The organism is Ralstonia sp. 25C, assembly GCF_051904805.1.
Classification (GTDB): domain Bacteria; phylum Pseudomonadota; class Gammaproteobacteria; order Burkholderiales; family Burkholderiaceae; genus Ralstonia.
Genome location: NZ_CP196737.1, coordinates 2,926,192 through 2,952,971 on the forward strand (window position 1 = coordinate 2,926,192; position 26,780 = coordinate 2,952,971).

At 59.8% G+C, this 26,780-nt stretch carries 21 protein-coding genes and 1 pseudogene; 10 read left to right on the forward strand and 12 right to left on the reverse strand.

Going from position 1 to position 26,780, the window contains the following annotated elements; translation table 11 throughout:
• Positions 1-62: 62 nt before the first annotated feature.
• The 3 genes from ACS7SF_RS13740 (at position 63) to ACS7SF_RS13750 (ending at position 3,913) form a co-directional block, all read left to right on the forward strand.
• Entirely contained in the window at positions 63-761 is a 699-nt protein-coding gene (locus ACS7SF_RS13740) for a response regulator transcription factor (RefSeq protein ID WP_439890304.1), read from the forward strand.
• Positions 733-2,916: a sensor histidine kinase gene (locus ACS7SF_RS13745; RefSeq protein WP_439890305.1), complete on the forward strand. Its 2,184-nt coding sequence runs from the start codon at positions 733-735 to the stop codon at positions 2,914-2,916. The genes ACS7SF_RS13740 and ACS7SF_RS13745 overlap by 29 nt, the downstream gene beginning before the upstream one ends.
• Positions 2,917-3,133: 217 nt before the next feature.
• Positions 3,134-3,913 carry a hypothetical protein gene (locus ACS7SF_RS13750; RefSeq protein ID WP_439890306.1) on the forward strand — a complete coding sequence of 260 codons (780 nt, stop codon included), beginning with the start codon at positions 3,134-3,136 and terminating at the stop codon, positions 3,911-3,913.
• Between the two features lie 21 nt (positions 3,914-3,934).
• On the opposite strand, the gene ACS7SF_RS13755 is transcribed toward ACS7SF_RS13750, so the two are convergent.
• Entirely contained in the window at positions 3,935-4,645 is a 711-nt protein-coding gene (locus ACS7SF_RS13755) for a hypothetical protein (RefSeq protein WP_439890307.1), read from the reverse strand.
• Between the two features lie 763 nt (positions 4,646-5,408).
• On the opposite strand from ACS7SF_RS13755, the gene ACS7SF_RS13760 reads away from it, so the two are divergent.
• Positions 5,409-6,185, forward strand: coding sequence for a trypsin-like peptidase domain-containing protein (locus tag ACS7SF_RS13760; protein WP_439890308.1), 777 nt, complete (start codon positions 5,409-5,411; stop codon positions 6,183-6,185).
• Positions 6,186-6,776: 591 nt separating this feature from the next.
• Here ACS7SF_RS13760 and ACS7SF_RS13765 read toward each other — a convergent pair.
• The 11 genes and pseudogenes from ACS7SF_RS13765 to acnA form a co-directional block, all read right to left on the reverse strand.
• Positions 6,777-7,736, reverse strand: a complete 960-nt coding sequence (locus tag ACS7SF_RS13765; RefSeq protein WP_439890309.1) for a TniQ family protein — start codon at positions 7,734-7,736, stop codon at positions 6,777-6,779.
• Positions 7,714-8,706: a TniQ family protein gene (locus ACS7SF_RS13770; RefSeq protein WP_439890310.1), complete on the reverse strand. Its 993-nt coding sequence runs from the start codon at positions 8,704-8,706 to the stop codon at positions 7,714-7,716. Before ACS7SF_RS13770 ends, ACS7SF_RS13765 begins: the two co-directional genes overlap by 23 nt.
• A complete protein-coding gene (locus ACS7SF_RS13775) occupies positions 8,703-9,560 on the reverse strand; it encodes a TniB family NTP-binding protein (RefSeq protein ID WP_247539946.1) in 858 nt (285 codons plus the stop codon). The genes ACS7SF_RS13770 and ACS7SF_RS13775 overlap by 4 nt, the downstream gene beginning before the upstream one ends.
• Complete coding sequence (locus ACS7SF_RS13780) at positions 9,557-11,527, reverse strand: Mu transposase C-terminal domain-containing protein (RefSeq protein ID WP_439890311.1); 1,971 nt, start codon at positions 11,525-11,527, stop codon at positions 9,557-9,559. Before ACS7SF_RS13780 ends, ACS7SF_RS13775 begins: the two co-directional genes overlap by 4 nt.
• The gene (locus tag ACS7SF_RS13785; RefSeq protein ID WP_439890312.1) at positions 11,508-12,143 is read right to left on the reverse strand and encodes a TnsA endonuclease N-terminal domain-containing protein; all 636 of its coding nucleotides are present in this window, start codon (positions 12,141-12,143) and stop codon (positions 11,508-11,510) included. Before ACS7SF_RS13785 ends, ACS7SF_RS13780 begins: the two co-directional genes overlap by 20 nt.
• Before the next feature lie 161 nt (positions 12,144-12,304).
• Entirely contained in the window at positions 12,305-12,778 is a 474-nt protein-coding gene (locus ACS7SF_RS13790; protein WP_439890313.1) for a helix-turn-helix domain-containing protein, read from the reverse strand.
• Between the two features lie 135 nt (positions 12,779-12,913).
• Positions 12,914-13,972, reverse strand: coding sequence for a DMT family transporter (locus ACS7SF_RS13795; protein ID WP_439890314.1), 1,059 nt, complete (start codon positions 13,970-13,972; stop codon positions 12,914-12,916).
• Positions 13,973-14,022: 50 nt separating this feature from the next.
• Positions 14,023-14,177: pseudogene (locus ACS7SF_RS13800) on the reverse strand (transposase); the annotation flags it as partial.
• Positions 14,178-14,470: 293 nt separating this feature from the next.
• The gene (locus tag ACS7SF_RS13805; RefSeq protein ID WP_439890315.1) at positions 14,471-15,205 is read right to left on the reverse strand and encodes an ABC transporter substrate-binding protein; all 735 of its coding nucleotides are present in this window, start codon (positions 15,203-15,205) and stop codon (positions 14,471-14,473) included.
• A 14-nt stretch (positions 15,206-15,219) separates the two neighbouring features.
• A complete protein-coding gene (locus tag ACS7SF_RS13810; protein WP_439892758.1) occupies positions 15,220-16,116 on the reverse strand; it encodes a GntR family transcriptional regulator in 897 nt (298 codons plus the stop codon).
• A gap of 34 nt (positions 16,117-16,150) precedes the next feature.
• Positions 16,151-18,784: an aconitate hydratase AcnA gene (gene acnA / locus ACS7SF_RS13815; RefSeq protein ID WP_439890316.1), complete on the reverse strand. Its 2,634-nt coding sequence runs from the start codon at positions 18,782-18,784 to the stop codon at positions 16,151-16,153.
• Between the two features lie 265 nt (positions 18,785-19,049).
• Between acnA and ACS7SF_RS13820 the strand changes: the two genes are divergently transcribed.
• From ACS7SF_RS13820 to groL, 6 genes are all read left to right on the forward strand, one after another.
• Positions 19,050-20,108 carry a lactonase family protein gene (locus ACS7SF_RS13820; RefSeq protein ID WP_439892759.1) on the forward strand — a complete coding sequence of 353 codons (1,059 nt, stop codon included), beginning with the start codon at positions 19,050-19,052 and terminating at the stop codon, positions 20,106-20,108.
• A gap of 50 nt (positions 20,109-20,158) precedes the next feature.
• A complete protein-coding gene (locus ACS7SF_RS13825; RefSeq protein WP_439892760.1) occupies positions 20,159-21,466 on the forward strand; it encodes an MFS transporter in 1,308 nt (435 codons plus the stop codon).
• A 104-nt stretch (positions 21,467-21,570) separates the two neighbouring features.
• Entirely contained in the window at positions 21,571-22,656 is a 1,086-nt protein-coding gene (locus tag ACS7SF_RS13830; protein ID WP_439890317.1) for a porin, read from the forward strand.
• A 360-nt stretch (positions 22,657-23,016) separates the two neighbouring features.
• Positions 23,017-23,619 (forward strand): TetR/AcrR family transcriptional regulator C-terminal domain-containing protein, encoded by a 603-nt coding sequence (locus ACS7SF_RS13835; RefSeq protein WP_439890318.1) that lies wholly within the window; start codon positions 23,017-23,019, stop codon positions 23,617-23,619.
• A gap of 927 nt (positions 23,620-24,546) precedes the next feature.
• Complete coding sequence (gene groES, locus ACS7SF_RS13840) at positions 24,547-24,837, forward strand: co-chaperone GroES (protein WP_009238929.1); 291 nt, start codon at positions 24,547-24,549, stop codon at positions 24,835-24,837.
• Between the two features lie 100 nt (positions 24,838-24,937).
• Positions 24,938-26,581 carry a chaperonin GroEL gene (groL, locus tag ACS7SF_RS13845; protein WP_426397318.1) on the forward strand — a complete coding sequence of 548 codons (1,644 nt, stop codon included), beginning with the start codon at positions 24,938-24,940 and terminating at the stop codon, positions 26,579-26,581.
• Positions 26,582-26,780 lie beyond the last annotated feature (199 nt).

Below are 26,780 nucleotides of genomic sequence, written 5' to 3' on the forward strand. Positions count from 1 at the left end.
TGAATCTTGCATGCGGACGTGAGATGCTATAGGTCTCCCAAAAACCCTCTTTCGAGGCCCCCATGACCCGCATCGCCATCATCGAAGACGTACGCGAGGACAGCGACAATCTGAAGGCGCTGATTCAGAGCACTCTGGAGGCGGACGTGCGGCAGGCTTTCAATAAGACGGAAGCTGAGAGCCTGCTGAAGGAGGAGAAGTTCGACTTGGTCATCATGGACATCGAGCTTGGGGTTGGTCCGAAGAACCGGTATGCCGGTCTGGGCCTGCTGAGTGACGTCCGCGCGAGCTGGCCGACTATAGTTGTCTCAGGGATGCCGGAGGACAACCTCAGAGGATTGGCGCTTACGCTGCACGCTTATGACTTCATTGCAAAACCCGTCGATGAGCAGGATTTCATCAACAAGATTGAGCACGCGCTTGAATGGGCGAGTTCTGAGGCAGGTAGGGACCTGACGACCCAGCAGGGCTTACCAGAAGGTCTGACTGCTGACTTGCAGCGGAAGAATCGATACCTGTGGAACGGAAGACCTGTGTCGCTAACGCTAACCGAGCTCAGTATTCTTCAGTGCTTGATAGAACGACCTGGCACCGTGGTGGAGACACGTAACCTAGTGAAAAATCTAAAGTCGGGAATGACCAATAAAGCTATCGCGACGCAACTGTCGAACGTACGCGCGAAGTTCCGAGATGTCGACCCAGACTTCGACCGAATTGAGAACGAGCCGGGCCGTGGCTACCGCTGGAAAACTTCAACGTAAACGCTGGCTGCAACGCCTGCAGAGCTGGGACTTCACGCTCCTCACCGTAGCACTTCTCATCCTCCTAATCTTTTGTTTGGTCGGGGCTGTCGTTGATATCAGCATCTCAGCGAACAAGAAGGAGCAGCGAGTCCAGGAGTCAGAGCTGAACGGACAGCTTGCCCAGTTTCTGCTCAGCATTCGCGAGCCCGACGGTTCATCGCTGCTTGAGAATCCAGTGGAGTTTTCCGCTGTCTCCCGGCCGCTAAGCGTCGTCACGTTGAGCCGATCGTTCTTTTCCTACTTGCTGCAGAGGGGCAACGCCAAGGCGTTCAAGACCGGAGACATTAATTTTGAGCCTCCTCGCGCATGTCAGGTGGAGTACCAGGGGGGGCGACGGGACGGTGCGCTGTCCGGAAACTTGAGAGCTTGCTTCGCAGCGGTACCGGGGGACCAGACTGGACGGTACGTCTATTTCTCACTGCGCTATCCATCGAGCAAGATTGAGCGTCACCGCGCTGGACGGCCGCTAGCCGACGTAAATCGCGTCGTACTCACATTCGGCGGGCAGCGCGAAGGTAGGCTTACATTGGCCTACCAGGTGCCGCCGTTGGCGCGCTCACGTTATCCCTCGCAGTTGGCGCGCTTTGAGCAGGTTCACGAGCTTTCTGGCTTCGCATCGGGTGAAGGTGGAGCGCCGTCGCGGCTTGTGAGCGGCCAGGCCTTCGAAAGCCAAATGGAAGAGGATGGAAGCGCACCGCAGCACTTCGTGACAGTGGTGGGGCGCATTGACGCCGCGTTTCTCCAGCCATCGAGCGCGGATGAGACTTGGCCATCAGCTGCCCTGAAGAAAATCACCATCGGTTTGAAGGTCTACGACAAGGCAGGTCCTGACGTAGAGCCGGAAGTTCTCTTTGATGTCCCCCCGGGGAAAGCCGGCACGCCGGTCGTCTCGCTGACTCAGGCGTACCTGGCGGCCGTCCCCTCACGGGCGTCCTTGCAGGTTAGCTCCATCGGCGCTGGAGGTACTCGGCGCGCCATCTGGCGCTCTGACGATGCCGGTATCAGTCAATCAACAACACGACTTGACGGTTGGTGGCAAAACATCGCTGACCGCTGGTCCGAGTTCATTATCTCCAAGGGGACTCTTCAGAGCGCGCCAGTTTCCGCCACTCAGACTGTTCGGATTGGTGGACTGAGGAATGCCAGCGCCACGCTCACCGCGACTCCATTTATGTTGCCCGACCTAGCGACACGCGCGTTCACGTGGATTTCTGGTGCAGTCGCGCTCATCGTGGTTTTGGCCCTATATTGGGGACACAATGTTCTAAGGCTACGTCGCCTTCGGGCGATGGCATACGCGATGGCTGTGCGGCCTACCGGGGGCGGCGACCTGAAGCAGTTCGCCGCGCGGAACGAAATTGGCACCTTGGCGCGCGTTTTCTACCTACTGCTGAAGCGCAGCCGCTCGCGCGATGCGAACTTGGTCAAGCGACTACGCAAACAGGAGTCTCGGCGCGCCGAGGAGCTGCGACTGGCGGAAGCTCACGTGCAGAACCGGAAGGCAATTCTCGATGCTATCGGACACGAGATTCGAGCTCCGCTGCAATCTCTTGTGAACACCACAAAGGATCAGGTGCCAGTTCAACAGAAGCTTTCCCGCATTCGTCGTGCTGTGGAGGCGCTTCATGAGGCGACCGGCGTCGAGGATGGACTTCGGTCTGGCGAGATTGCGATGGCCCCACACGACCTAGCCGATTGGCTGCAGAGGTTTGCGCACAATCTGAACGAAGATGGTAGAGGCGTGGAATACGTTGGCCCGGCACATGGGGTTGTCGTGCAAATGGATTCCATCCAGCTGGAGCAAATACTGGACAACCTCCTCGATAACGCCCAACGCTATCGTGAGACGGGAACCAACATTGAGCTTCGGCTATCGGAGCCCGGTGACCTTATTGAGTTGGCCGTTTTCAATCGTGGAGTACCTATTCCAGAGGCGGACATCGAAAGAATCTTCGACCTTGGGGTATCCGACAGTGATGCACTGAGCAATAGTGGGCTTGGCCTCTTCGCGTCTCGCATCTACGCGTTGGCGATGAACGTAACCCTCCAGGCTCGCAATGAGGTGGGCGGCGTTTCGTTGGTGTTGCAGTTTCCACGATCGAGCCACGATTGAGCGGCTTTGCTATGGCTCGGTGCCATTGGCAAAGATGCCTGCTCTTCTACAGAATGGCTCGCCGCATGCGCACTCTTCTGTTCGGTTGCGAAAAGCGCCACAAAGGGGCATTGGGAGACCCCATCGCATACTCATGCCGAGGGGGGATGCCGAAGTCGTCGGTAGATTGCGACGGGTGCCGGTAGAATTCGCCGGTGACTCCATTTATACATCGCTTATGACTATCGACACCACTATTGCAGCTGTCGCTGCCCTCGGCGCGGTGATTACGGCATGGCTTGCTTGGTGGGTAATTCCGAGAAGGCGACTGATCGCACTCTGTGATGGCCTAGCGGTTATCGAGCCAAGAAATGGGATTAAGGCCCCAATCGAAGTGCAATTCGCTGGCGAAACGGTGCCACAGGTCACCCGTACCTTGGTGTACGTATGGAATGGAGGCAACCGGGAGCTAACGCGTGTAGATATTTCCTCGGGCGACCCTATAAGAATTAAAGCTCCTCAGGGCAGCCGAATCTTGGCAGCGAATGTCATCCGCGAGTCCCTAGCCGGCGTGAGTGCCAACACTGCGCCCTACGATGACGGCGAGCGCCTATTGACCTTCGAACGCTTACCTATCAAGCACGGTGCCATTGTGGAGGTGTACCACACAGCCTCAAATCCGGAGCTTGAGCTAGTAGGCGCCATTCACGGTGATCATCGCATACAGAATACCAAGTCGAAAGGAGCCTATTTCGATGAAATTCGAAAAGGGCGATCTGCGTTTTGGTTTGGTGCGTGGGTGACAGGCTCAGCTGTAGTCATGTTCTGCGGCCTGTGGTTTGTTGTATCGCGTCAGGCCACCTTGAACGTTGTGCAGTTGGCTCACTGGGCACCAATGCTGGTGGGGGAAATATTCTTGATTGTGACGCTCCAAGACCTGATTGCAAAGCTGAAAGTGCCCCGATCCTTGCGCTTGTCTGCGCGTGGGCCTCGGAAGGGCTGGCAACGAATACCCTAGCCGAGATGATGGGATCTGATACTAGTCCGACCTCCACAATGGAATGAAGGCGACGGCGCCGACTATTAAGGCTAGTACAAAGTCAAAGGGCAACAGGTTGCCGACGGCCGTCGGTGCGCCAATCAAATAAGTCCGTATAGTTGCCACACCAAGAATCGCAGCAATTAACTCTAGTCCTGCTGGCTCCAGTGGTCGGCGCCAGACGTATATTGCTGGGACGAGCAGCACTGCGAGTAATGATCCGACTAGTCCGACATACCACGGGCTTCTATGGATAATGAGCCCACAGCCTTGTGCATTTGACGATTGATCACTTGCTTCATGGGTCACCGCATAGGGCTTGTCGCTAATGCCTCTGTCCACACCAATCTTTCTCTGTGCGTCCCAACCAGGCTCACCGTCGAAGCGCACATGCAGCTCGAGCGGAAGATTCTCCATGGGGTGCCCCGTTTGCGCTGGCAGCGTCAGTCGCGCCGATTGAATGCCCACCCAGTACTTGTCCAGTGGATATGAGCGAAGCGAGCCAACGCCGATAGGTTGTTCCTCGACCTCCATCTGGTAGACGGCAGCCGATGCAAGCTCCGTTTTGATAGGAGGCGAGACTAATGTGGGTATCCAGGGAACATGTACTTCGCCATCCTGGGCCATCTGAGGCAATTCGAGCCATCCACGTTGCGATGTAGAGACGCCGTGCGGCCAAAGCCATATTGGGATGAATACCGTGCCTTTCATCTTGAAACTGCCGTTGGCTCCGCCCGTAACATGCAAGTAGACCCGTCCGCTATTTGCTTCCGCCGAACCTGGACGGCACGCATCTCTTCCGCGCACGTCCAAGATGCTGGAGGGAGATCCCCAAAGATATCCCACAGCAGAGAGAACAAAGACGAGCAATGTTGCGATCGAGAACGCTCTTCCACTATTTATCTTCATCAATCGATTCTCGGTTCATCCAGATGGGAAATCGACGTAATCATAATATCGATCACATTTTATGGATCACATTTGTTTGTGCTTCGTAGTTCGGCAATGAACGATGTGGCAGGCTCAGGCGTACTAAGCCCACTAAGTGGGCTGCAGACGCGCTGTCTCTGTACTTTGTTCTGGGGAGCCGGAGTTTGCTGCATTTTCTGGCATTCTTGATTCTGCCCGGCTTCGGCCGCCTGTGGCAAGATTGACCTGCTCCCCGCGATCGGTACGCAGACGATGTAGGGCCCGTTCCCAATAGGAGCCGTTGCTGCAGAAGCTGACTGAAGAGGATGTCGACACGTTGCAATCGTATCTCTCGGCTAGGTGCCATCGGGTGCTGGAGAAGGCAATGGAACCCGCCGATGTTCCGCCGCGTAGCGTCCGCATACCGTCGAAATACCTAGCTCGTCTGCAGCCCACTGGCACCTAATAACAAGCGGCTATCTGCTTTCATTTCCACGGTGCATTTCTAAAGTTGAGCCGTCTTGAGCCGTTGATTTAGGACTCGAGATTTCACACGATAGGACAAATGAAGACACTCCTGGAGCATTTCCCGTCTGCCCCGTTTGAGTCTATAGGGAACAATCTAATCGAGCGGTGGCGAAGCTGTCTTGTGTCCTTTCACGTGAAAAAGCCGCACCACGATTTCGCCGTTCTGACGATGGGAACCGGCTTTCTGCTTACGACTGGCAAGAGCGCTTCCATCGCAACAGCCCAACACGTACTTCGCGACTATGGGAGTGGACAAGGGCTCTGCGCCATGATTGACGGAGAACAGGTCCGTCTGGATGGCCTCGAAGCATTGCAAAGCGAAGAAGAGGACTGTGCATTCGTCAGACTCCCTGCTTTGATGGCCAACAAGGCATGGGTCGCGTTAGTCTCCGGCCAACGCTCCGACATGGTTGCGACTTCGTCTTTCATGATCTTCGGGTTTCCGGAGGTGAAAAACCGATTCGATATTCGGAGGAAGGGGCAGGGTTTTCAAGTATTGAATATCGTCTGCCACGGTTTCGAACATGATTGGAAGAGAGGTGTACTGCTGTTTCGGTACGACCCAAAGACCGTCTATTTCGAGGAGGGGGGTACGTTTAACGACACTCCCAATTTGAAAGGTATGAGCGGAGCCCCGGTAGCACAGTTGCTCTTTTCAAAGACAACTGGAGCAATCGGCCTTAGACCGGTTGGAATCTTCAAGGAGTGGTATCAGGGGAATGACAAGCGCTTGGTGGCTCATTGCTTTCCCGATTTTGGTCACGAACTGGATCATCGATGGGGCGATATCGGTGAACCGAACCGGGCGTCCTAGAGCCCTTTGGGCGGGTTAGGCGACGGGCGGATAGTCCTCACCCGAGGCATCTTGCGAGATTTCGGTAGTGACGTCTGCTGCCCGAGTGGCTACCCTGCATCTGTTGGAGCCTTCTTGGACGCGACTCGCAATTTCGTTCGAAGCACCACTGGCGCTGACCGGTCAGACTGCGATTGCTGGGCACGCGCGGCTGCGGCGTGGCGAAGGATGACCGCCATGCCTTTTTGCAGCATGTCCAGCACCGCCGGTCGCATCGCCCTACGTCTGTTCGTCGTCATACCAATCGGACAGGCCAAGTCAGCGCGAAGCGCCGAGCCAAAGAAGAAGCCCGAGCTCCGTCATTCGAGAATGACAGTCGATCGGAGCTTTGCACAGGTCAGCATAGTGGCTGCTATCCCGCTTCGTCAAACCGTCTGCGTGGGCTGTGCGCCATATCCACTGCGCAGTAAATATGGTGTCTTTACCGAATATTGATGGTGCGCCTCTTGCCAACTGCGCCGGCGAGCAGATCTATCCACTTGAGCTTTCGAGTCCGCTCCCGCAGGCGCGCAGGCAGCTACAGCCAAGGGGTCTCAAGGGCATCTCGCTGCGTCACGTTGATTGTGTCGGTTTCCCGGCTGGTTCCCCGTCTTCATGTCCAGATTGACGCGCTGCCTGGCGGCTGATGAAGTCTTCATAGCATGCCTCGGCTCGACACGTCCGCTTCTTCTTCATCCACCGCTTTCGGCGGTGGAGCAGCTCCTCCAGAGACTTCCGGCTACCGCGTTGTATGCAGTACGACTCGATGAGCTCCCTCATGATGAACTTCAGACGTTCATTTTCTGGGCGATGCGCCCCCCGGGATATGCATTCCTTAACAACGTCGCGATTGTCTTTGATCCAAAGCATGAAGGCCAAGGGTAGCGGTACTTTGAGCCCGTCAATGCGAAAGATGCCGCTTCGTACCGCTGAGACGATAGCTCGCTGAATGGCGAGCTTTGCTGGAGAAACCCACACCTCCCGCGCGGCCTCATCGCCTAACTTGGCAAGCGGCTTCTTGCAGGTCGCGCAGTGCAAGATGCTTACTGGTTCATCACTTGAGCTACTGATGCATGGTTTCGCCGCTCGTATCTTCGTGCGGCAGGTCGGGCAGCAATCCGACATCCTGCATCGATGCTCGGGACAAAAATTCCAATCCTTGAATCGCCATTCAATGCGAAGGTATGGGACCAAGTCCGTTGCTAAGCATTGAGGGCAGAACCGATACGTAGGTGTTTTTCGCTCAAAGTTCAGCAGCTGTTTCAGTTGTGGGTGCTGTCGTACCACGTTGAATACATCAGCGAGTTCTTTAAGTCGCTTGGGTGAGACACCAGTGCCAGCGCCGATACGGTACACATGGTCGTGCGATGTGGCGAGATCCGGGTCCCTGACCGGCTTGAGGCTCAGATATCCGGCCAGCGTCCGGTATGTAACTCCATGGAACTGGCAGGTGCGGTGAATCCATGACGCCGCTGACTCGCGTGGGAACGGGTACGGCGCATGCACGAGGCTAAGTGGTCGGCTCATCAGCATCTCCAAACAACGGCAATTGATGGTCAATGGTGGTCAGGCGAAGGAGCTGTCTAGTAGGCGCTCGCTTGTGCAAGCGCGAGATGAGGGACGAGAGGCACCGCAGATCGTCCTGCGTTGTGCAGTCTTCATACAGGGCCCGCAATGCCGGTATGGGGATGCGGACTAGCTCGCAAGACGGGCGACGTGTGACGAGGGAGACGAGGCGATCGAATGCCCGCCGTACAAGAGCCGCTGCTTCGTCGGTGGAGAGGCAGCGGTTCGCGCATCTCGGATGGTCCTCGGCTTGTAACGAGTTAACGATCCCAAAAATCCAGAACAACCGCAGGAACGTATCAATGGAAAGGTTGCCGAATCCAATTGGAAGGCAACTTGCGGTCCGAACGACCGATTGGCCGGGAGCAGCGTTCAACAGATCTGCAATGTGCCTGCTGACGGCAAGCTCCCGTGCATCCGCGACGACGGGCACTTGGTCCCGCGTGGTCAAGCACAACCCGCACTCGCAAATATCGAGTGCGGGCCGACGCCAGCGTATCGACCGGCCACACTGACATTGATCCTGGAGGCGGAGACCGTGTTTGGGGCAGGATGTGACGAGGCACACAGACCACGCTGCCAGCGCGCGGTGGTTTTCTTCGAGACACGCTGGGCAAAGCTGCGGGGACCCCTGCCTGAGGTGGTAGGGGCGCAGGAAGTGATGGTCGAGGAAATTCGCTGATTGCGCCCCTTGATGAGACTCACGGACGACAAAGGCTCTTTTCAATCGCTCCGGCGTGCACCCGAACATGAAGGCGACTGAGCCGCAGGCAGTAGCTGGAAGATAGAGGTGTCCCGGCGTAGCAAGATGCCGAGCCAGATCACAGAAGGTCAAGCCGTTCGCTATCGCCATGCGCAGAGCGAATCCGACCCCATCCTCCTCCGGCGAGATTTCCTCCTGACGCGGATACGGCATGGTTTCCGTTCGCAGCATCATGCAAACGGATTGCTTCTGCTGGACCCCGGACCAAACAGCCGGAGAAAGCCCAACCGTAGATGATCCTTCTCGACCTTGGTCGTCTCGGCGTCAATGGCGATCATCGCTGCCTCAATGATGAGGCTCTTCAAGGTACGCATGACCCCCTTCGTTGCATTGAATATAGGCTTTGCGTAGGTGTTCAGTTCCGACAGGTCTACATCGCTTGTGGCCGTCACAAAGCCATTCAGCACGCCACGCCAATCCAGGTCGTTCTGGAACTCCGGCAGATTGAAGATCGATGAGATCCGCGTCGTCAGCTGTGGGTCGGCTTTTTCGATGCCGCGCAGGAGTTCGGTGCCGGATAGCAGAACAGGCCTGGAGGTCTTCGTCATCAGTCGCTTGATCCAATCGTTGATGGCGACGCGTACCTCGTCCTTGCGGGAAAGGAAGACGTGCTGATACTCGTCAATGGCGATCAGCTGTATGTCGTGTTGCTCGATCGAAGCGACCAAGACATTGAAGAGCGCGGCGTTGGTCTTTCGCCCCGTCCTTGGCGGGATTACGTAGTTGAAGTCGACAAGTAGGTCTTCCTGAATCTGGGCTACGGTGGGAGCCTCTTTCAGAGACGCAACCAATACACTCTCCGGGCGAAGAAACGGCCAGTTGCAGACGTTGCGTTGGACGGACTCGATGAGAAAGGACTTCCCTGCGCCAGATGGTGCGATGACGCATGTCCCCACCGGATGCTCCAAGTTGTTCCCGAGCTGGATGATGCGTCCAACTCCATCCAAAGCATCTTTGAAAGCTGGATGGTGAATACGTATCTGGTTGATGCGGTAGCCGGCTTGTATTGCTCTGTGGCTGTAGCTCATGACTCATCTCCAACGAACACTTCAAAGGTCGGAATTTCATCGTTGTCGGGGGCGGCCGGGTCTGTGTCCGTGACTATGGGAATAGTCAACGCGTCGAACGCTTTCCTCGGCGAACGGGTGCGTGACAAAGAGCTGAAGCCTTGGACGAGAGCAAATTCACGAGCCCCCCGCTTGATGCGTCGGCCGCCGCGGATGGCTTGAGCCCAATGATCTTGAAGAGCAAGACGAGCTTCTCTGAGAACCCTTTCGGCGTTTGCTAAGGTGAGCTTTTCCTCTGCCGCTTTTCGAATCAATCGATGCTGTGTCGAGGTCAATCCTGCAGCGTATTCGTGGTCACGGGCTTCGACGGCGGTCCACAAGCCACTGCGAGGGTGTTGCACAAACACGCTGCCCAGATCGTATGGGTTGTACTTGATGTTCGCCTTGAACTTCGCACCCATTTCGCGACGAATCGCGCCAAGCTCGTCGCTGGCGTAGCGGATCCATTGATGAACGATGCCGCTGTGATCGACGGTTGCCGTACCGCTTAGGCCAGCGAGGACATCGAGACTGCTCGTGTCATCCATGAGCGTAGGGGCAGGACAACTGGCAAGGCCTTCCCGAAAGAGATCGATGGGGCGCGCCATCTTTCGCTCGTTGATCTCGAACGGATGTACATCGACAACCCATTGAAGGACGCCGAAGCACAGATCGCTGAACGTGATGCATGCGCTCTTATTGGGATCGACCGGGTCAGGGCTGACTCCAGGCTTCTTTGGCCGCCCCTTTGCCGGCAGCTGTCGAGTCAGTTCACCAAGTTGACGTTCCACGACTGGTTTGAACCACGGCATGCGAACCGGGCAGTACTCAACGTCCATGCAAAGGTCGCTCGCGACGTGACGGATGTGAGGAGAGTGGAATGACAGAGAGTTGTCGAGCACGAGCGTTTCCCACAATCCCATGGCGTGCCAAGGGTTGACCAGTCCCTGGCCTGCGGTGATCGCATCTTTGGGTTGCACGGCGACCTTGATGCTCTGCACGACGCGGCCAACGGTTTCGCCTTCGAAGGAGATGAAAAAACCAAGGATGTAACCACTGAAGCTACAAACAAGGAACGTGATAACAGGGCGACCGAGTGGTATGCCTAGTTGATCATCGAGTACGACGAGGTCCAGGAGCGTGTGGTCCATTTCGACCCGCTCGAGAGGCCGCGTTGCGTACCCTCCAGGTTTGGCGAAGCGCCATTTGGCGCGCGCCTGGCTCACTCCCAATCGAGCTCGGTCCCGATCAAACGGAGACGTCTCGCGAGCGATTCGCTGAACCGTTGATAGGCTGACCGATGCGTCTGCTTCCGAGGACGCTTCGTCCTTGGTGGCTTCGCTGAGTTTGCGGAGCACCTTGTCATGCGCTTCGCGCAATGTGCAGCCGTCTCGAACGAAATAGTGGCGGGCCAGAACCTTCCTGATGAGCTGGAGGACCAGCGTTTCTTTTCTTCGAGAAGAGCTCCGGTTTACGTGGCGGGACACCAGGCTGGCGGTGTTGCCTTCGTTCTTCTCATAAAATCGCATCCAGCGCATGACCGTCGGGGTGCTGGGCGGTCTTTCATCCCCGAGCCTCTCGGCAACGGAAGCTATGGCCTCGGAGATTCGGGCTCGCTGGCCTCTGGTGATGCCACATTTACGCATATGCCGGACATATGCGTATGTGCGTTCAAAGTCTGCCTTCTGTCGTGGAGGGAGTGTGGTTGTGCATACGACCATTGCGCATGCGTCTGCCGACTTTCTAGATGGCAGAGGTCCGCTATCTCTCACCACAGTCAGCTTCTTGGAGGAAATGTCGCTGGCGAGCTTTGCGATGCGTTCCCGGCGGATACGGCCCGTCGTCTGGTTCTCGAGTTGAACGTACTGGTCGTCCAGAACGCGCTGCACACGCCATTGAGCGTCTCCGCTTTGAACGACTAGGTCCGTGTCAAGCGTGTAGATCGACATCGACGCCTCCGACCGGGTAGACCAACTGAGCCTCATCGAAGTCGAACGCTGTGTTTATCCGAAGACGCCTACGCCCAACCAAATGCAGAACCGTCTCAACCGGCGCGGCTGCCTCGCATGCCAGATGGCGGATCGTGGTCCCCGCAGGAAAATGGGATGCGGCGGTCAGGACCCTCTCCGTTATCCCGCTGGAAACGTGGCTCCGTGCATGCCGAAGCAGCACCGATGCGCGCACATGGCGCTTGCCTCGGTGGATTTGCTTGTCCGTCGCCACGACGAACTGGAAGCCCTTCTCCTGCAGAAGTCGCTGGGCACATGCCAATCGTGGCTTGTTCCTGTCGTCGCGTGCCCGCACGTCAGGCTTCACCTCGACTACGACTTTCTTGTCAGGACCAACGAGAAGGAAGTCGGGGAAATAGGTGCCGAATTCTTCGAGATCCAGCGAAAAAGGTTGATGGGAGATCGAAGAAAATCGAAGGTCCAGAAGAGCTAAGCGCACAAAGTCGCGCTCCAGCAGACTCTCGTATTCGATGGGGGTTGGCTGGAACCACGGACAGGCGATAAGCCCCACTCGCCGGTGCGGCGAACGGGTGACGACCTTTCTTGCGGCAGGCATGAGGTCTCTCCAAGCAAAGGGATTCCCTCTTCCCAAAGGGAAGGCTTGAAGAGGACTTGACAGGTGGGATAGTGAGTTCGATACTAACTGCGCCAACAGGGGGTATCGAAAGATATCTCCACGCCGCCTAGTCCTCCGGGATTAGGTGGCGTTTTTATTTTCTACATGGGTATCTCCTTCGCGTGCTCCGCCGCGCGGCTCACGCGAGCAACCGTCCGGCTGCCGCGCTGGAACACTTCCAACACCGCTGACAAGGCTTTGACGTCTGCTGGACTGAGGTTCGGCAGCACCTGGGAAAATTGCGCACACAGGTGGTAGGCGGAAGCGGGAGCACCGCGCGGAGGCAGACTGAAGTGACGTGATACCTCGAAAGCGTCACGTAGGCTTGCTTCATCTGCGTCATCCAAATCTAGGACGCGGACGATTCGCCGGATGAGCTCCACTTCCTTTGGGAGTTTGGAGCCGCATTCGAGTGCGGAGATGTACGACTGGCGATAGCCCAGCCGCGCCGCGAATTCTCCCTGTGCAAGCTCAGACTTTGCACGCAGCGTTCTTAGAACTATCGAGAATGGGCTCATCGGAGAGTCGAAAAGTTCTTTGGCGCTAAGCCTAAGAAACCGGGTTGCTGTTTTCAAGAAATTTCGAGAAATTTCTCTTAAAACGCTTTTTTTACTGTGGTTGATAAGTATTGTCTGTCTAGACATGTAACCGTGAGGCGTATTGCCGCGTGTAGCAGTTGCTAGAGAGCAATCGACGCACGAAATCGCGGCCTAGTGGGTGTGGCGATGATGGATATCCGGGTAATGCGGATGCTTGTGGACCAAAGGCTCGTGCCGATGCACATGCACGTGCGGCTCCTTGCCGTCCCATGGAAAATCATGTTCGTGGTGATGGTGTTCATCGTGTCGATGCACGTGCGTATGCTCCATCGGCTCGTGCACGTGCTCATGTTCGTGCCGTTCACGCAGATGCAGCCAGACGCCGAGCGCCATCAAGGCTGCGGCCAACCAGAACAACACCCCAGGGATTTCCGGCCAGATCAGGAGGGAGATCACGACGCCAAATAACGGCGCCACTGAGAAATACGCCCCCGTGCGCGCGGTGCCAAGGTGCCGCAGCGCCACCACGAACAGCGCCAGGCTGACGCCATACCCAGCAAAGCCAACCAGCATCGCCGAGACCAGCGGTACCTCCGTGGGTAGCGCATTGCCGGCGGCCAGCGCAAGACCGGTGTTGCAGGTGCCCGCCACCACCCCCTTCAGACAGGCGATCAGCACCGCATCGTTGGACGAGACATTGCGCGTCAAATTGTTGTCGATCGCCCAGCAGGCGCAGGCGGCCACGATCAGCAACGCGCTCGGTGACAAGCTCGCTGCGTCCGGCTGCCACGACAGCAGCGCGCCGCCTGCAACGATGGCAATCATCCCGAGCACGATCTGCCGATCGGCATTCTCCTTGGACACTATCCAAGCAATCAACGCGGTGAAGACCCCTTCGACGTTGAGGAGCAGCGACGCGGAGGCAGCTCCGGTGCGGGTCAGCCCCGTCATCAACAGTGCTGGGCCCGCCACCCCGCCGGCGAGAATGGCGCCGAGCAGCCACGGAATCTCGCGGCGTGGAATAGCCGGTCCAGGCTGCGCGGCCTCAGGGGATTTCCCAATCAGCCGCCGAGCCAGCAGCACTTCTGCCAAGCCAAGGCCGCTGCCGAGATAGAGCAGGCCTGCTAGCAAGATCGGCGAAATCGAGCCCGTCAGGGTTTTGGCCAATGGCGTGCTTGCGCCGAACAGCAGTGCGGCCGCCAAGGCAGGGCTAGCGGAGCGAACGGACATGACGACAGCCGTGGTTAAGCAGATGCCCCAATTGTCACGCGTTATCGGCGTGGCGAGACTTCCGTTGCATATTGCTCAAGCAGGAAGCCCTGGATCTCGCGCACGGTCATGCCCGGGCGCATATGGCGACGATCTTGTCGTCGAAGCTCTTAAAGCGTCGCTCGTGCTTGGGAATGAGCAGCGGCTGGAAGCTGCCGTCACGGTCATCTGCTGTGGGCCGCAAGGCCATGTACACCTTCGGCCAATCGCGATCGCCCGAGGCGATACCTCGAACAAGGTGGCCTTCGCTCAAATGAGGGGCACGGATCTGAGGCGTATGGTCGTAAGGGTCCCGATTGAGGATTGCGGCGCCACGCGGAAGACATGAACAACTGGGCTCACCATTACTTGTGCTACCTGCTCGGTGGGGTGCGCGAGTCAATCACTGCGCTTCCCGACTTTTCCGACGATAACAAGATCGCGGTCATGTCCGACTATGAAGAGCCGAGCGATTCGCTTTTAGCCCCGGGAGGGGCCCACGGAAACACCCGTCACCCCATGCCGCTGCAATGCCTCTGCAACGAAGCCCGACTCCTTCATCGCTTCAACAAAGCCGGCGACATACGCCGCAGCTTCTGCACCACGGCTGATCGGCACGCCCATGGCCTGGCGGATCACCATGAAGCGCTCGTCCAACAGGCGCAGCCCTGGTATGTGCGCCGCATCGGCTTCGAGCTGTTGCTTCACGCCTGCCGCCACTTCGCACTGCGTCTCCAGGAAGGTCTTCACCACCGTGGGTGACGTCGGCGCGCGAACGATCTCCGCTTGCTGCAGCTCACGCGTGAGGAACAAGTCGTACGCGCTGCCCTTGCCGACCACAACGCGATTGCCTGCGTGGTCCACGTCGGCATTGGTATGGACGGGCGAATCGTCACGTACGAGGTAGTAGCCCTCAATCAGCACGTAGGGTTCGGTGAATGAGATGCTTGTCGCGCGGCGCGGGTCGATGGCGAAGAAGCCGATGTCGGCCTGCTCCTGCGACACCACGTCGACCGACTTGCCTGCCGCGTCAACCACCACCGGTTGCAGCGCCACGCCGAGCTTTTCCGCCAGCGCGCGCGCCAGGTCAACCGACACGCCGACCGCTTGCCCATGTGCATCCAACCCGGCCAGGATCGGGTTACCCGTGTTGATGGAAGCACGCAGAACCCCCGTGGGGGCGAGAGCAGCAAGCAGCGTTGAATCGATGGACATGGTGCGTTCGTTGGCTAAGGGGTGAGGATCTTCGAGATCTTGGAGATGGCGTCGAGCGTGTGGCGCAGGTGCGCGCGCATCATGTTCGAGGCCTCTTCGTTGCGCTCGCGTTCGAGCAGTTCGAGGATGCGGAGGTGCTGCTTGGCGTGTTCGGGATAGCGCTCGCGATGCTGCATCGAGCGATACGACAACAGGCGGCGCACGCGGTTGACGCGCCGGATGGTGTCGATGAAGAACGCGTTGCCAGACGCCTCCACCAGCGATTCATGGAAGCGCACGCCACGGTCGTGGAGCTGGTCGGCGGTGTCGGTTTCGATGCCGCCATCGAGCAGGTGATTCTCGGCGGCGCGCAGCCGTTCGATGACGCGTGCTTCCAGCCGGTACGTGGGCTCCAGCAACGCGGCAGGCTCCAGCGCCAGCCGCAGGCGGTACGACTGCAGCAGGCTGTCGGGCGTGGTCAGCATGGTCGAGAACTGCCAGCCGTAACCTGGCTTGCGTTCTGCCCAGCCCTCCTGCGCGATGCGGCCGAGCACGCTGTTGAGCTGCGTGGTCGTCAGCTCATAGCGTGTGCGGATAGCCTGCTCGGTAAACTCGTCGGGCAGCAGGCCCTTGAGGCGGTCGTCGGCGATCTGGAAGTACGCGCGGGTGACCACGCCGTCCTCGTCCAAGCCTAGTTCGGTGGCGACCACCGAAGCCGGCGCCGTGACCGGCTTGGCGACAAAGTAGCCACGGTTCTTCTCGCGCGCGAGGACGCCCTTCTCATGCAGCAGTGCCAGCGCCTCGTTCACGGGCGAGCGCGACACGCGCAGCCGGTCGGCGATCATCTGCGCGGGCAGGTGCGAGCCGACCTCCAGGCCCTCGGCCTGGATCAGATCGACGATTTGCGTAGCGATGGGGCGGTCGTGCTTCATGGCGCGTGAGGCATGGGGCACGGGCATCTGCGGGTTACGCCGAGGCGGTCGAGTGTTGCGTCGCCAGCGTGTCCCCCAGGATCGAGGGGATCACGCCGCCACGGCGGAGCAGCGCGGTTTCGAGCTGCGTTTCCACGGCAGCGGTGGCCTCGAACGCTTCCACGCGGCCATCGGCGCGCCGGATGCGGATCGGGACGGTGCAACGCGGTTCGATGCGCTCCGGCAGCGCGGAGATGTGAACCGTATCGCCCGGCTGAATCGCCAGCGCCTGCGGATTCATCCCCGCCGGAAACCGCAGCGGCAAGATGCCCATGCCAATCAAATTGGAACGGTGAATGCGCTCGAAGCTTACCGCAATGACCGCCCGGATTCCGAGCAGCCGCTGCCCCTTGGCGGCCCAGTCGCGCGACGACCCTGTGCCGTAGCGCGCACCCGCCAGCAGCACGACCGAGGCTCCTTCATCGTGATAGCGCTGAGCGGCTTCGTGGATCGGCATGACATCGCCGCTCGGTGCGTGCACGGTGTGCGCCACCGGCGCACCGGGTGCCAGCAGGTTCACCAGCGTCTTGTTGTAGAACGCGGCGCGCACCATCACTTCCCAGTTGCCGCGGCGTGATGCGAAGACGTTCAAGTCGTTCCGATCATCGCCCCGTTCAACAAGGAAATCGGCGACGAAGCTGTCTTTCGGGATCGCGCTAGCCGGCGAGATATGGTCGGTCGTGATGTCATCGCCCAGCACTAGCAGCGGGTGGGCGTCGAACTCGCCAAGCTGGCTGCCCGCGTCCAACGCTGCAAACGGCGGGCGGCGCAGCGCGGTGGACCCCGCATCCCACGGGTAGCGGGCGGTGGTGGGCGCATCGATGGCGGCCCACATCGGGTTGGCCGTGGCGATGGCAAACGCGCGGTGATAGTCCGTGGGCGAGGTGCCCTGCGCAACGAGCGCATCGATTTCGGCGCGCCTCGGCCACAAATCGCGTAGATAGACGGGCGTACCGTCCGCGGTGGTTTGCAACGGTTGACGGCTCAAGTCGAGCGCGGCATCGCCCGCCAGCGCAAACGCAATCACCAGTGACGGCGACATGATGAAGCCGAGGCTCAGGTCCGGATGCACGCGCCCCGGGAAATTGCGGTTGCCCGACAGCACAGCCACGGGTGCTGTCTCGCCGCTCGCAATGACCTGCTGAATCGGCGCCGTCAACGGACCAGAGTTGCCGATGCAGGTCGTGCAGCCGAAGCCGACGATGTCGAAGCCCACCGCCGATAAATCTTCGACGAACCCGGCACGCTGGAGATATTCCGCTGAGGCAGGCGAGCCTGGCCCGAGCGACGTCTTTACCCACGCCGGCACACGCAAGCCGCGTTCACGTGCACGGCGCGCGACCAGTCCTGCCGCGATCAACTGCGCAGGGTCCGACGTGTTGGTGCAGCTCGTGATCGCAGCGATGGCGACGGGGTGCGCAGGCAGCGTTGCGCTCGGTCGAGCGTTCGGCACAACGGCAGACAGCGAACGCCCCGTCTCCGTATAGGGCAGCAGATCCTGCGGCCGGCGCGGCCCGGCCACATGCAGATGCACAGTGTTCAGATCAACCTCGATGACGCGCGTGTAGCGCGGCGTGTTGTCAGGGTCGAACCACAAACCGGCATTGCGATGCAGCGCCTCGACCTGTGCGATGGCGTCTTCCGTGCGGCCGGTCGCGCGCAGGTACGCCAGCGTCTGCGCATCCACGGGAAAGAAGCCGGTGGTCGCGCCATACTCCGGCGCCATGTTGGCGACCACGGAGCGCTCGCCCGCCGTCAGCGTGGCCACGCCGGGGCCGAAGAACTCCACAAATTCGCCCGACACGCCGATGTCGCGCAACGCCTTGGTCACCGTCAGTGCCAGATCGGTGGCCGATGAACCGGCCGGCAACGCGCTGTCCAGCCGCACGCCAATCACATCCGGAATGCGTTGCATGACCGGCATGCCAAACATTACTGTCTGTGCTTCCAGCCCGCCTACGCCCCAGCCCAGCACGCCGATGCCGTTGATCATCGGCGTATGGCTGTCGGTGCCGATTAGGGTATCGGGCACCAGCCACGGTGCACCGTCGATGGTCTGCACGGTGGCTACCGTGGCCAATTGCTCCAGGTTGATCGTGTGCATGATCCCCGTGCCGGGCGGGTGGATGCGCACGCCGCGCAACGTGCTCGACGCCCAGCGCAGGAAGCGATAGCGCTCTGCGTTGCGGCGCATCTCTATGTACAAGTTTTGCGTGGCGGCGTCGGACTGCGCATAGGCCTCGACCGCCAGCGAGTGGTCAACCGACACATCCACCGGCAACACCGGGTTGAGCGCGGCTGGGTCGGCGCCGGCTTCCGCCAATGCATCACGCATGGCGGCGATGTCCACCAGCGCGGGCGTGCTCGTCGTGTCGTGCATCAGTACGCGGTTCGGCTGGAAGGCGATCTCTTCCTCGCTGGTGCCGGTATCCAGCCAGCGCAGCACGCCATGCACCGCGCGCTCGCGTTCCTCGCCCTGCGTGTTGCGGATGGCGTTCTCCAGCAACAACCGCAGCACAACCGGCAGGCGGATGAGCTTGCTGCCGAACATCGCGGGCAGATCGACATAGCGATAAGTGTCGCCATCAACACTTACCGACGCTTCGGGTGGGGTGTAGGTGTTTTCCATGACTGTATTTTTGCACTTGTATACGAAAAAATGCAATCAAGTGGAAACCCCAATCCATAGAAAACACACGGAGACAAGCATGAAACCGGCCCCCGCCAACTCGACGGACCCCATCACCCATCCGTCCCAGCCGAGCTTGGCGCGACGGCGTCTGCTGCAGGCCGCTCTGTCGGGCAGCGCGCTGGCGTCCGTCGGCATGTCTGCCCAAAACGCCGCGGCCAACGCTGCCTCGCACCCCACCTTAACAACTTCGAAGCCCATGACTATGTATGCCTACGTTGGCTCGCGCACCACGCGCGAACGCAACGCCCGCGGCGACGGGATCAGCGTGTTCCGCGTCAACACGCACACGGCTGCGCTTGAGCCCGTACAAATCGTTAAAGACCTGGTGAACCCGTCGTTCCTGGCGATCAACCGCGCCGGCGACCGCCTCTACACGGTGCATGGCGACCTAAGCGACATCAGCGCCTTCGCAGTCGACCGCACCAGCGGCCAGCTAACCTTCATCAACAAGCAGAGCACGCAGGGCAAGAACCCGGTGCACTTGGCGATCGACCCGTCGGGCCAGTTCATGGTGGTGACCAACCACATTGGCGCGAGCCTGGCCGTGCTGCCGATTGCCAGTGACGGCGCGCTCGGGGCGGTCACGCAGCTGGTCAAGCTCGACGGCCCCCTCGGCCCGCACCGCGTTGAGCAGAAACAGGCCAAGCCGCACTTCAACCCGTTCGACCCGACGGGCCGCTTTGTCATCGTGCCAGACAAGGGCCTGGACCGTACCTTCGCCTTCCGCTTTGCCGATGGCCGGCTCGCGCCCGCCGCGCCCAGCTTTGTGGAAGCACGCGAAGGTGCCGGCCCGCGCCACGTGGCGTTCCACCCGAACGGCCGCTTCGCCTACGTCGTCAACGAGTTGGATTCGACCGTCACCACTTACGGATACGACAGCGCTACCGCCACGCTCACGCCGCGGCAGGTCCTGTCATCGCTACCGGACACCTTCACGGGCAACAGCCGCGCCTCGGAAATTGAAGTCGACGCTGCGGGCCGCTTCGTCTACGCCTCCAACCGCGGCGACGACAGCATCGCCGTGTTCCGCATCGACGCCGCCACGGGGCTGCTGCATTTCACCGGCGCTGACAAGACCGGCGGGCGCACGCCGCGCTTCTTCACCATCGCGCCGGGCGGGCGCCACCTGTACGCGCTGAACGAAGACAGCGACACCATCGTCGCCTTCGGCATCGACCCACACAGCGGGCGCCTGCGCCCGACCGGCCACAGCGTGCAGAGCGGCAGCCCCGTCTGCATGGTGTTTTCGCAACCGGTTTGAAGAAGGTGAATACCGTGCCCAACTCCTCCGCCTCAACACACCCGAGCACGATGCCCGCGGCACTGCCGAACGAACATGCGATCGTGCGCAAGATCACCTGGCGCATCATCCCGTTCGTGTTCGTGCTGTACATCATTTCGTATCTCGACCGCGCCAACATCGGCTACGCGGCGTTGCAGATGAACAAGGAGCTGGCGCTCAGCAGCGAGGCCTTCGGCTTCGTGTCGGGCATCTTCTTCATCGGCTACTTTCTGTTCGAGGTGCCAAGCAACGTCATGCTCAACCGCTTTGGTGCGCGGCGCTGGATCGCTCGCATCCTCGTCACGTGGGGCATCGTGGCGATGGCGTCCGCGTTTGTGCAAAGCGCGACGCAGTTGTACGTGCTGCGCTTTCTGCTGGGCGTGGCGGAAGCCGGCTTCTTCCCCGGCATCATCGTCTACCTGACGTACTGGTTCTGCGCGCGCGAACTGGCGACCACGGTGTCGCTCTTTACCGCAGCGATTCCCGTCTCGTACATCATCGGCGCGCCGCTTTCCACGTGGATCATGGACAACGTCCACTGGCTGCAATGGAGCGGCTGGCGCTGGATGCTGTTGCTTGAAGGCGCACCGGCCGTCGTCGGCGGTGTGCTGTGCTACCTCTATCTGGCCGACCGCCCGAAGGATGCGCGCTGGCTGTCTGAAGCCGAGCGCGACTGGCTGCTCGCGGAGCTTGAGCGCGACAAAAAGGCCCGCCCCGCCGCCGCACACCTGGGCACGCTCAAGGTGATGTTCAACCCGAAGGTGCTGTACCTATCGTTCATCTACTTCGTCTACCAGTGCGGCAGCCTGGGCATCGGGTACTGGATGCCGCAGATCATCAAGGGCTTCTCATCCACACTGTCGCATACGCAGGTCGGGCTGATCGCCATGCTGCCGTATGTGGTTGCGACGGCGGCGATGATCTGGTGGTCGCGTCGCTCCGACAAGCGCGCCGAGCGCCGGCTGCATTCGGCGATTCCGCTGGGCGTGGCAGCGCTCGCTTTCCTGGGCGCAGGCTTTATCGGCAACTCGGTCATCGCCATGGTGATGATCTGCCTGAGCCTGGCCGGCCTGTATGCGTTCAAGTCGCCGTTCTGGGCACTACCGACGCTGTTCCTCACGCGCTCCACCGCAGCCGTGTCGATTGCCGTCATTAATTCCATCGGCAACCTCGGCGGCTTTGTCGGGCCGTTTGCCATCGGGTATCTGAAGGGCCAGACGCACAGCACCACGACAGGGTTGCTGTTCCTGGCGGCGCTGCTGGCCATCTCCTTTGTCATGACGCTGCTGGTGCGCGTGACGGAAGCCGTCTCCATTGAGCCGTCGCAAGGCGGCTGAGCCCACCTCCTCTTTATCCGTTGTTCTTCTCCGGCTGCCGGGTATCGAGCCACCCGGCGGGCCGGCTGCTGCCTGCTTACCTACAACCCAACCCAGGAGAATTCATGAAACGTCTGCAACTGGCCGCATTGGCCGCCACCATGGCCGCGGGCTTGGCACATGCGCAATCCAGCGTCACGCTCTATGGCGTGGCGGACATCGGCATCGAAGTCATCAACAACGTACCGAAGACGGGCGGCGGTGGGGCATCCGTTGTGCGCATGCAGCCGGGCAACCAGTCGGGCTCGCGCTTTGGGCTGCGTGGCGTGGAAGACCTGGGCGGCGGCATGAAGGCGCTGTTCCTGCTGGAGAACGGCACCAACCTCGACACCGGCACACTCGCCAACGGCACCGGCAGCACCTCGCGCCTGTTTGGCCGCAGCGCGTATGTCGGGCTGCAGGGCAGCGCCGGTACCGTCACGCTCGGTCGGCAAGACGCGCCCATCTACGACTTTGCCAAGACGTACGACCTGCTCGGCGTCGGCGCGCGCTACTCCATCACATCAATGGACTCGGTGTTCGCTCAGCGCATCGACAACTCGATCAAGTATCTCGGCATCTTCGGCGGGCTGACAGTCGAAGCCACCTACAGCACAGGCTGGGACGCTGGCTTTGGTGGAGAAATCCCGGGTGCCAGCAAGGCGGGCCGACAGATCGGCGGGCAACTCGCCTATGCCGTGGGTGCGACTAGCTTTGCGCTGGCATATGACCAGACGCAGGGTTCCAGCGCCGCCTCGCAGGACCTGTCCAACAAGAACCTCGCCTTCGGTGCAGCGACCGCGCTGGGGCCGGTCAAGCTGGTGGCGGGGTATCGCTGGGCGCGTTCGCAATACGGTGGTTCAACGGGCAGCACGGCACTGACCACGGCGCTGCGCTCGAACATGTACTGGCTGGGCGCCACGTACAACTTCACGCCTGCGTGGTCCGTGACCGGCTCGGCCTACTACCTGGACAACCGTGCAAACAACCAGGATCCGTGGCTCTTCATCGTGCAGGCCGACTACGCGCTCTCCAAGCGCACCGACCTGTACTTCACCGCCGCCCGCGCACTGAATCGGAACGGCTCGTCACTCGCACTGGGCAGCGGCGGCACGGTGCTGGCCGGCAGCGGCCAGACCGGCATCCTGGCCGGCATGCGTCACAAGTTCTGAGGAGTAGACGTCCCCAGCTAAAAGGCGCGCCCGACGGAGTTGGGGCGCCTCATCCTATTAGTCGCATCTTCGGCCGGCTATTTGGATACGAAAAAAAAAGCAAGGTGGAGCGCTACCCACACGTTAAGCGTGCTTCCACAGCGAGGCCAAATAGAGGATAAGAAATATCGCTCCCAACAAGGCGAAGTACACAGCGGGGAAGGCGTATGTGTCCCACAGCCGCAGAGGCTTGGGTTTACGAATGTGGTCCATATCCGACATTGATTTCCTCCTAGTCTAAAATCGAACCAATGAGTTCGATTTTGAAGTGTACCATCGCTCGGGCAAAATCGAACTCACGAGTTCGACAAAGGGGGAGCAGTGCGGACTAAGACGGAACAGAAGCGGCTGCAGTTGCTGAGCGCCGCCACGGAAGTGTTTTTCGAACAGGGTTATGAGCGAACCCTAATGTCCCACGTCAGCGAGCGTGCCAAGTGTTCCAAGGGCACGCTGTATAGCTACTTCGAGTCGAAGGAAGAGCTGTACTACGAAGTCATCATTGCCGCTACAGCACAGGAAATAGGCGGAGTTCTCGAACAGCTAGATGCCTCAGCAGAATCCATAGAAGACTTGCTGTTCGCGTTTGGAGTGCGACTGCTGCAAACGGTGTATTCGTCGCGCTTTCAGGCGCTTCGCAGACTGGTCTTTTCCACCCCTGCCGATAGCAAGTTGGGGGCAACGATATATGCGAGGGCAGTGAAGCCGTACATGGACCTGACAACGCAATTTCTAGCCTCCGCCATGGAAAGAGGTCAACTGCGTCGCGATGACCCTGAAGTGGCTGCTGCGCATCTGTGCGGGCTACTGGAGTCGGAGCTGTTGCTGAAGTTTCTGCTGCATGCACTCGATAACGTGCCGCCAACCCAACTCGAATCTATCGCAAGGCGCGCTATGAAGGCATTCGTTGCTGCCTATCAGGCATGAAAGGTCTAGCGCCTGCCAGGCTACAACGTATCGTTGCAACTGCGGGCGCGCGTTTGTGTTGCCTGTCCTCGTACGGGGCGCACTAAGCATGGTCAGCAGAAGGAGCGCCGGCTCTTTGCCTACTCGGCCTTTGATATTGAACTCCTCATTGGTGGCCCAAGCCTTCTTGCCGGCGCTGGCATGTGGTTCAACGGTGCTCATTCCGATCGAAAGATGGAGCGGCGCTGGCACTTCGCACTTCCTGCGATCGTCTGCTCGATCTCTCTTGCGGTACTCGGATTGTCGGACCACTCTCTGACTGCGTCCGTCATCTTGTTCTCGCTCGCAGTCATCGGTATTCAGTCGGCGGTTCCGATCTTCTGGAGCGTTCCATCCGGCTAGACGCGAGCGCTGGCCAAATTTGCCAGAGGGCGACGCTGCGAATCGGATGGATCAGCGCGGCGGCCGCGCTATTGGATATAAGTGGCAAATAGGTCACTAAGGTGGCATGGAGCTAGGTTTGGCCGGTATCCCGGCCGCACCGGCGGCTCTCCTCTTCAGGGAAAACCCGTGTTTGCGGGCCTGCTTCATTGGCGATGCAGGAACGCTCCGCAGCCGAGAAATGCAGCGCCGGGTGAAAGTCAGCGCGTTGTGTCAGACCGCTCTAGTGAACTCTAAGCCATTGAAATTAAAGAGATTGTTGGCCAGGATTGTGTACATCTGCGCCCGAGAGTTCCACATTGAGTGACCAAAGTTCCAAATTGAGTGAATCTCGACAACCCCCTCCGGGCATTCCCCATTCTTGAAATCGTAATACCCCGTCCCTATAATTAGCACTCGCCGGGCAGGAGTGCTAACAATGCCTCCGACCCCCGATGCTTTCCCGATGCGCCGCGTCTTGCGGCGCGTTTTGTGAATAAACACTCACTTTGCATTGAGGAGTTGTGTATGAACCTGCGTCCTTTGCACGACCGCGTGATCGTGAAGCGCCTGGACAACGAAACCAAGACCGCTTCGGGCATCGTCATCCCTGACGCCGCCGCTGAAAAGCCGGATCAAGGCGAAGTGCTGGCCGTCGGCCCGGGCAAGAAAGACGACAAGGGCAATGCGATCGCGCTGGACGTCAAGGTCGGCGACCGCGTGCTGTTCGGCAAGTACGCCGGCCAGGGCGTCAAGGTGGATGGTCAGGAAGTCCTGGTCATGCGCGAAGAAGACATCATGGCCGTGGTGCAAAAGTAAGCACGCGCTCGTTCGCAAGGCTTACCTGTAACCCAATCCTCATTGCCGGCGCAGCTTAAGGGCGCGCGGGCAACATCCAAAGATCTCGGAGATTCTCAAGATGGCAGCTAAAGACGTAGTGTTCGGCGACGCCGCACGTGCCAAGATGGTCGAAGGCGTGAACATTCTCGCCAACGCAGTGAAGGTGACCCTGGGCCCGAAGGGCCGTAACGTGGTGCTGGAGCGCAGCTTCGGTGGCCCGACCGTGACCAAGGACGGTGTGTCGGTCGCCAAGGAAATCGAGCTGAAGGACAAGCTGCAGAACATGGGCGCGCAAATGGTCAAGGAAGTCGCTTCCAAGACCAGCGACAACGCCGGTGACGGCACCACCACCGCAACGGTGCTGGCCCAGTCGATCGTGCGCGAAGGCATGAAGTACGTTGCCGCGGGCATGAACCCGATGGACCTGAAGCGCGGCATCGACAAGGCTGTGACGGCCGCCGTCGAAGAGCTGAAGAAGATCAGCAAGCCGACGACCACCAGCAAGGAAATCGCTCAAGTTGGCGCCATTTCGGCCAACAGCGACGAATCCATCGGCCAGCGCATCGCTGAAGCCATGGACAAGGTCGGCAAGGAAGGCGTGATCACCGTGGAAGACGGCAAGTCGCTGGCCGACGAGCTGGATGTCGTGGAAGGCATGCAGTTCGACCGCGGCTACCTGTCGCCGTACTTCATCAACAACCCGGAAAAGCAAGTTGTCCAGCTGGACAACCCGTTCGTGCTGCTGTTCGACAAGAAGATCAGCAACATCCGCGACCTGCTGCCGGTGCTGGAGCAAGTGGCCAAGGCTGGCCGTCCGCTGCTGATCATCGCTGAAGACGTCGAAGGCGAAGCCCTGGCAACGCTGGTGGTCAACAACATCCGCGGCATCCTGAAGACGGCTGCTGTGAAGGCTCCGGGCTTCGGCGACCGCCGCAAGGCCATGCTGGAAGACATCGCCATCCTGACGGGCGGCCAAGTCATCGCTGAAGAAGTCGGCCTGACGCTGGAAAAGGCAACCCTGAACGACCTGGGCCAAGCCAAGCGCGTTGAAATCGGCAAGGAAAACACCACGATCATCGATGGCGCTGGCGATGCCCGCAACATCGAAGCCCGCGTGAAGCAAGTGCGTGCCCAGATCGAAGAAGCGACCTCGGACTACGACCGTGAAAAGCTGCAAGAGCGCGTGGCCAAGTTGGCCGGCGGTGTTGCCGTGATCAAGGTTGGCGCTGCCACCGAAGTCGAAATGAAGGAAAAGAAGGCCCGCGTGGAAGATGCGCTGCACGCAACGCGCGCTGCCGTGGAAGAAGGCATCGTGGCGGGTGGCGGTGTTGCACTGCTGCGCGCCCGTGCGCTGATCTCCGGCCTGAAGGGTGCCAACGCTGACCAGGACGCCGGTATCAAGATCGTGCTGCGCGCCATGGAAGAGCCGCTGCGCCAGATCGTCACCAACGCTGGCGACGAGGCTTCGGTTGTGGTGTCGAAGGTCATCGAAGGCAACGGCAACTACGGCTACAACGCCGCCACCGGCGAGTACGGTGATCTGGTGGAAATGGGCGTGCTGGACCCGACCAAGGTGACCCGCACCGCGCTGCAGAACGCTGCTTCGGTTGCTTCGCTGATGCTGACCACGGATTGCGCCGTGGCAGAACTGCCGAAGGACGATGCAGCTCCGGCAATGCCGGGCGGCATGGGTGGCATGGGCGGCATGGACGGCATGATGTAATTTGCCTGTCCGGCAACCCGGCCCGGCCATCCCTTCCGGATGGCTGTTCCGAACAAAAGACCCCGTGGGTGCAAGCCTGCGGGGTTTTTTGTTGCCCTTTTTCTGCCCTTTGGTTGACCGTGTGCCGGACGATTTATTAACAGGCTGTAAACGTTGCATCGCAGCGAGGTCGTTACAATCGGCCCACCCGCGCGCCTTG

Coding starts and splice junctions, on each gene's coding strand:
- ACS7SF_RS13740 (WP_439890304.1), top strand. CDS start 63: ATGACCCGCATCGCCATCATCGAAGACGTACGCGAGGACAGCGACAAT.
- ACS7SF_RS13750 (WP_439890306.1), top strand. CDS start 3,134: ATGACTATCGACACCACTATTGCAGCTGTCGCTGCCCTCGGCGCGGTG.
- ACS7SF_RS13755 (WP_439890307.1), bottom strand. CDS start 4,645: ATGAAAGGCACGGTATTCATCCCAATATGGCTTTGGCCGCACGGCGTC.
- ACS7SF_RS13760 (WP_439890308.1), top strand. CDS start 5,409: ATGAAGACACTCCTGGAGCATTTCCCGTCTGCCCCGTTTGAGTCTATA.
- ACS7SF_RS13765 (WP_439890309.1), bottom strand. CDS start 7,736: ATGCTGATGAGCCGACCACTTAGCCTCGTGCATGCGCCGTACCCGTTC.
- ACS7SF_RS13770 (WP_439890310.1), bottom strand. CDS start 8,706: ATGATGCTGCGAACGGAAACCATGCCGTATCCGCGTCAGGAGGAAATC.
- ACS7SF_RS13775 (WP_247539946.1), bottom strand. CDS start 9,560: ATGAGCTACAGCCACAGAGCAATACAAGCCGGCTACCGCATCAACCAG.
- ACS7SF_RS13780 (WP_439890311.1), bottom strand. CDS start 11,527: ATGTCGATCTACACGCTTGACACGGACCTAGTCGTTCAAAGCGGAGAC.
- ACS7SF_RS13785 (WP_439890312.1), bottom strand. CDS start 12,143: ATGCCTGCCGCAAGAAAGGTCGTCACCCGTTCGCCGCACCGGCGAGTG.
- ACS7SF_RS13795 (WP_439890314.1), bottom strand. CDS start 13,972: ATGTCCGTTCGCTCCGCTAGCCCTGCCTTGGCGGCCGCACTGCTGTTC.
- ACS7SF_RS13805 (WP_439890315.1), bottom strand. CDS start 15,205: ATGTCCATCGATTCAACGCTGCTTGCTGCTCTCGCCCCCACGGGGGTT.
- ACS7SF_RS13810 (WP_439892758.1), bottom strand. CDS start 16,116: ATGAAGCACGACCGCCCCATCGCTACGCAAATCGTCGATCTGATCCAG.
- acnA (WP_439890316.1), bottom strand. CDS start 18,784: ATGGAAAACACCTACACCCCACCCGAAGCGTCGGTAAGTGTTGATGGC.
- ACS7SF_RS13820 (WP_439892759.1), top strand. CDS start 19,050: ATGTATGCCTACGTTGGCTCGCGCACCACGCGCGAACGCAACGCCCGC.
- ACS7SF_RS13825 (WP_439892760.1), top strand. CDS start 20,159: ATGCCCGCGGCACTGCCGAACGAACATGCGATCGTGCGCAAGATCACC.
- ACS7SF_RS13830 (WP_439890317.1), top strand. CDS start 21,571: ATGAAACGTCTGCAACTGGCCGCATTGGCCGCCACCATGGCCGCGGGC.
- groES (WP_009238929.1), top strand. CDS start 24,547: ATGAACCTGCGTCCTTTGCACGACCGCGTGATCGTGAAGCGCCTGGAC.
- groL (WP_426397318.1), top strand. CDS start 24,938: ATGGCAGCTAAAGACGTAGTGTTCGGCGACGCCGCACGTGCCAAGATG.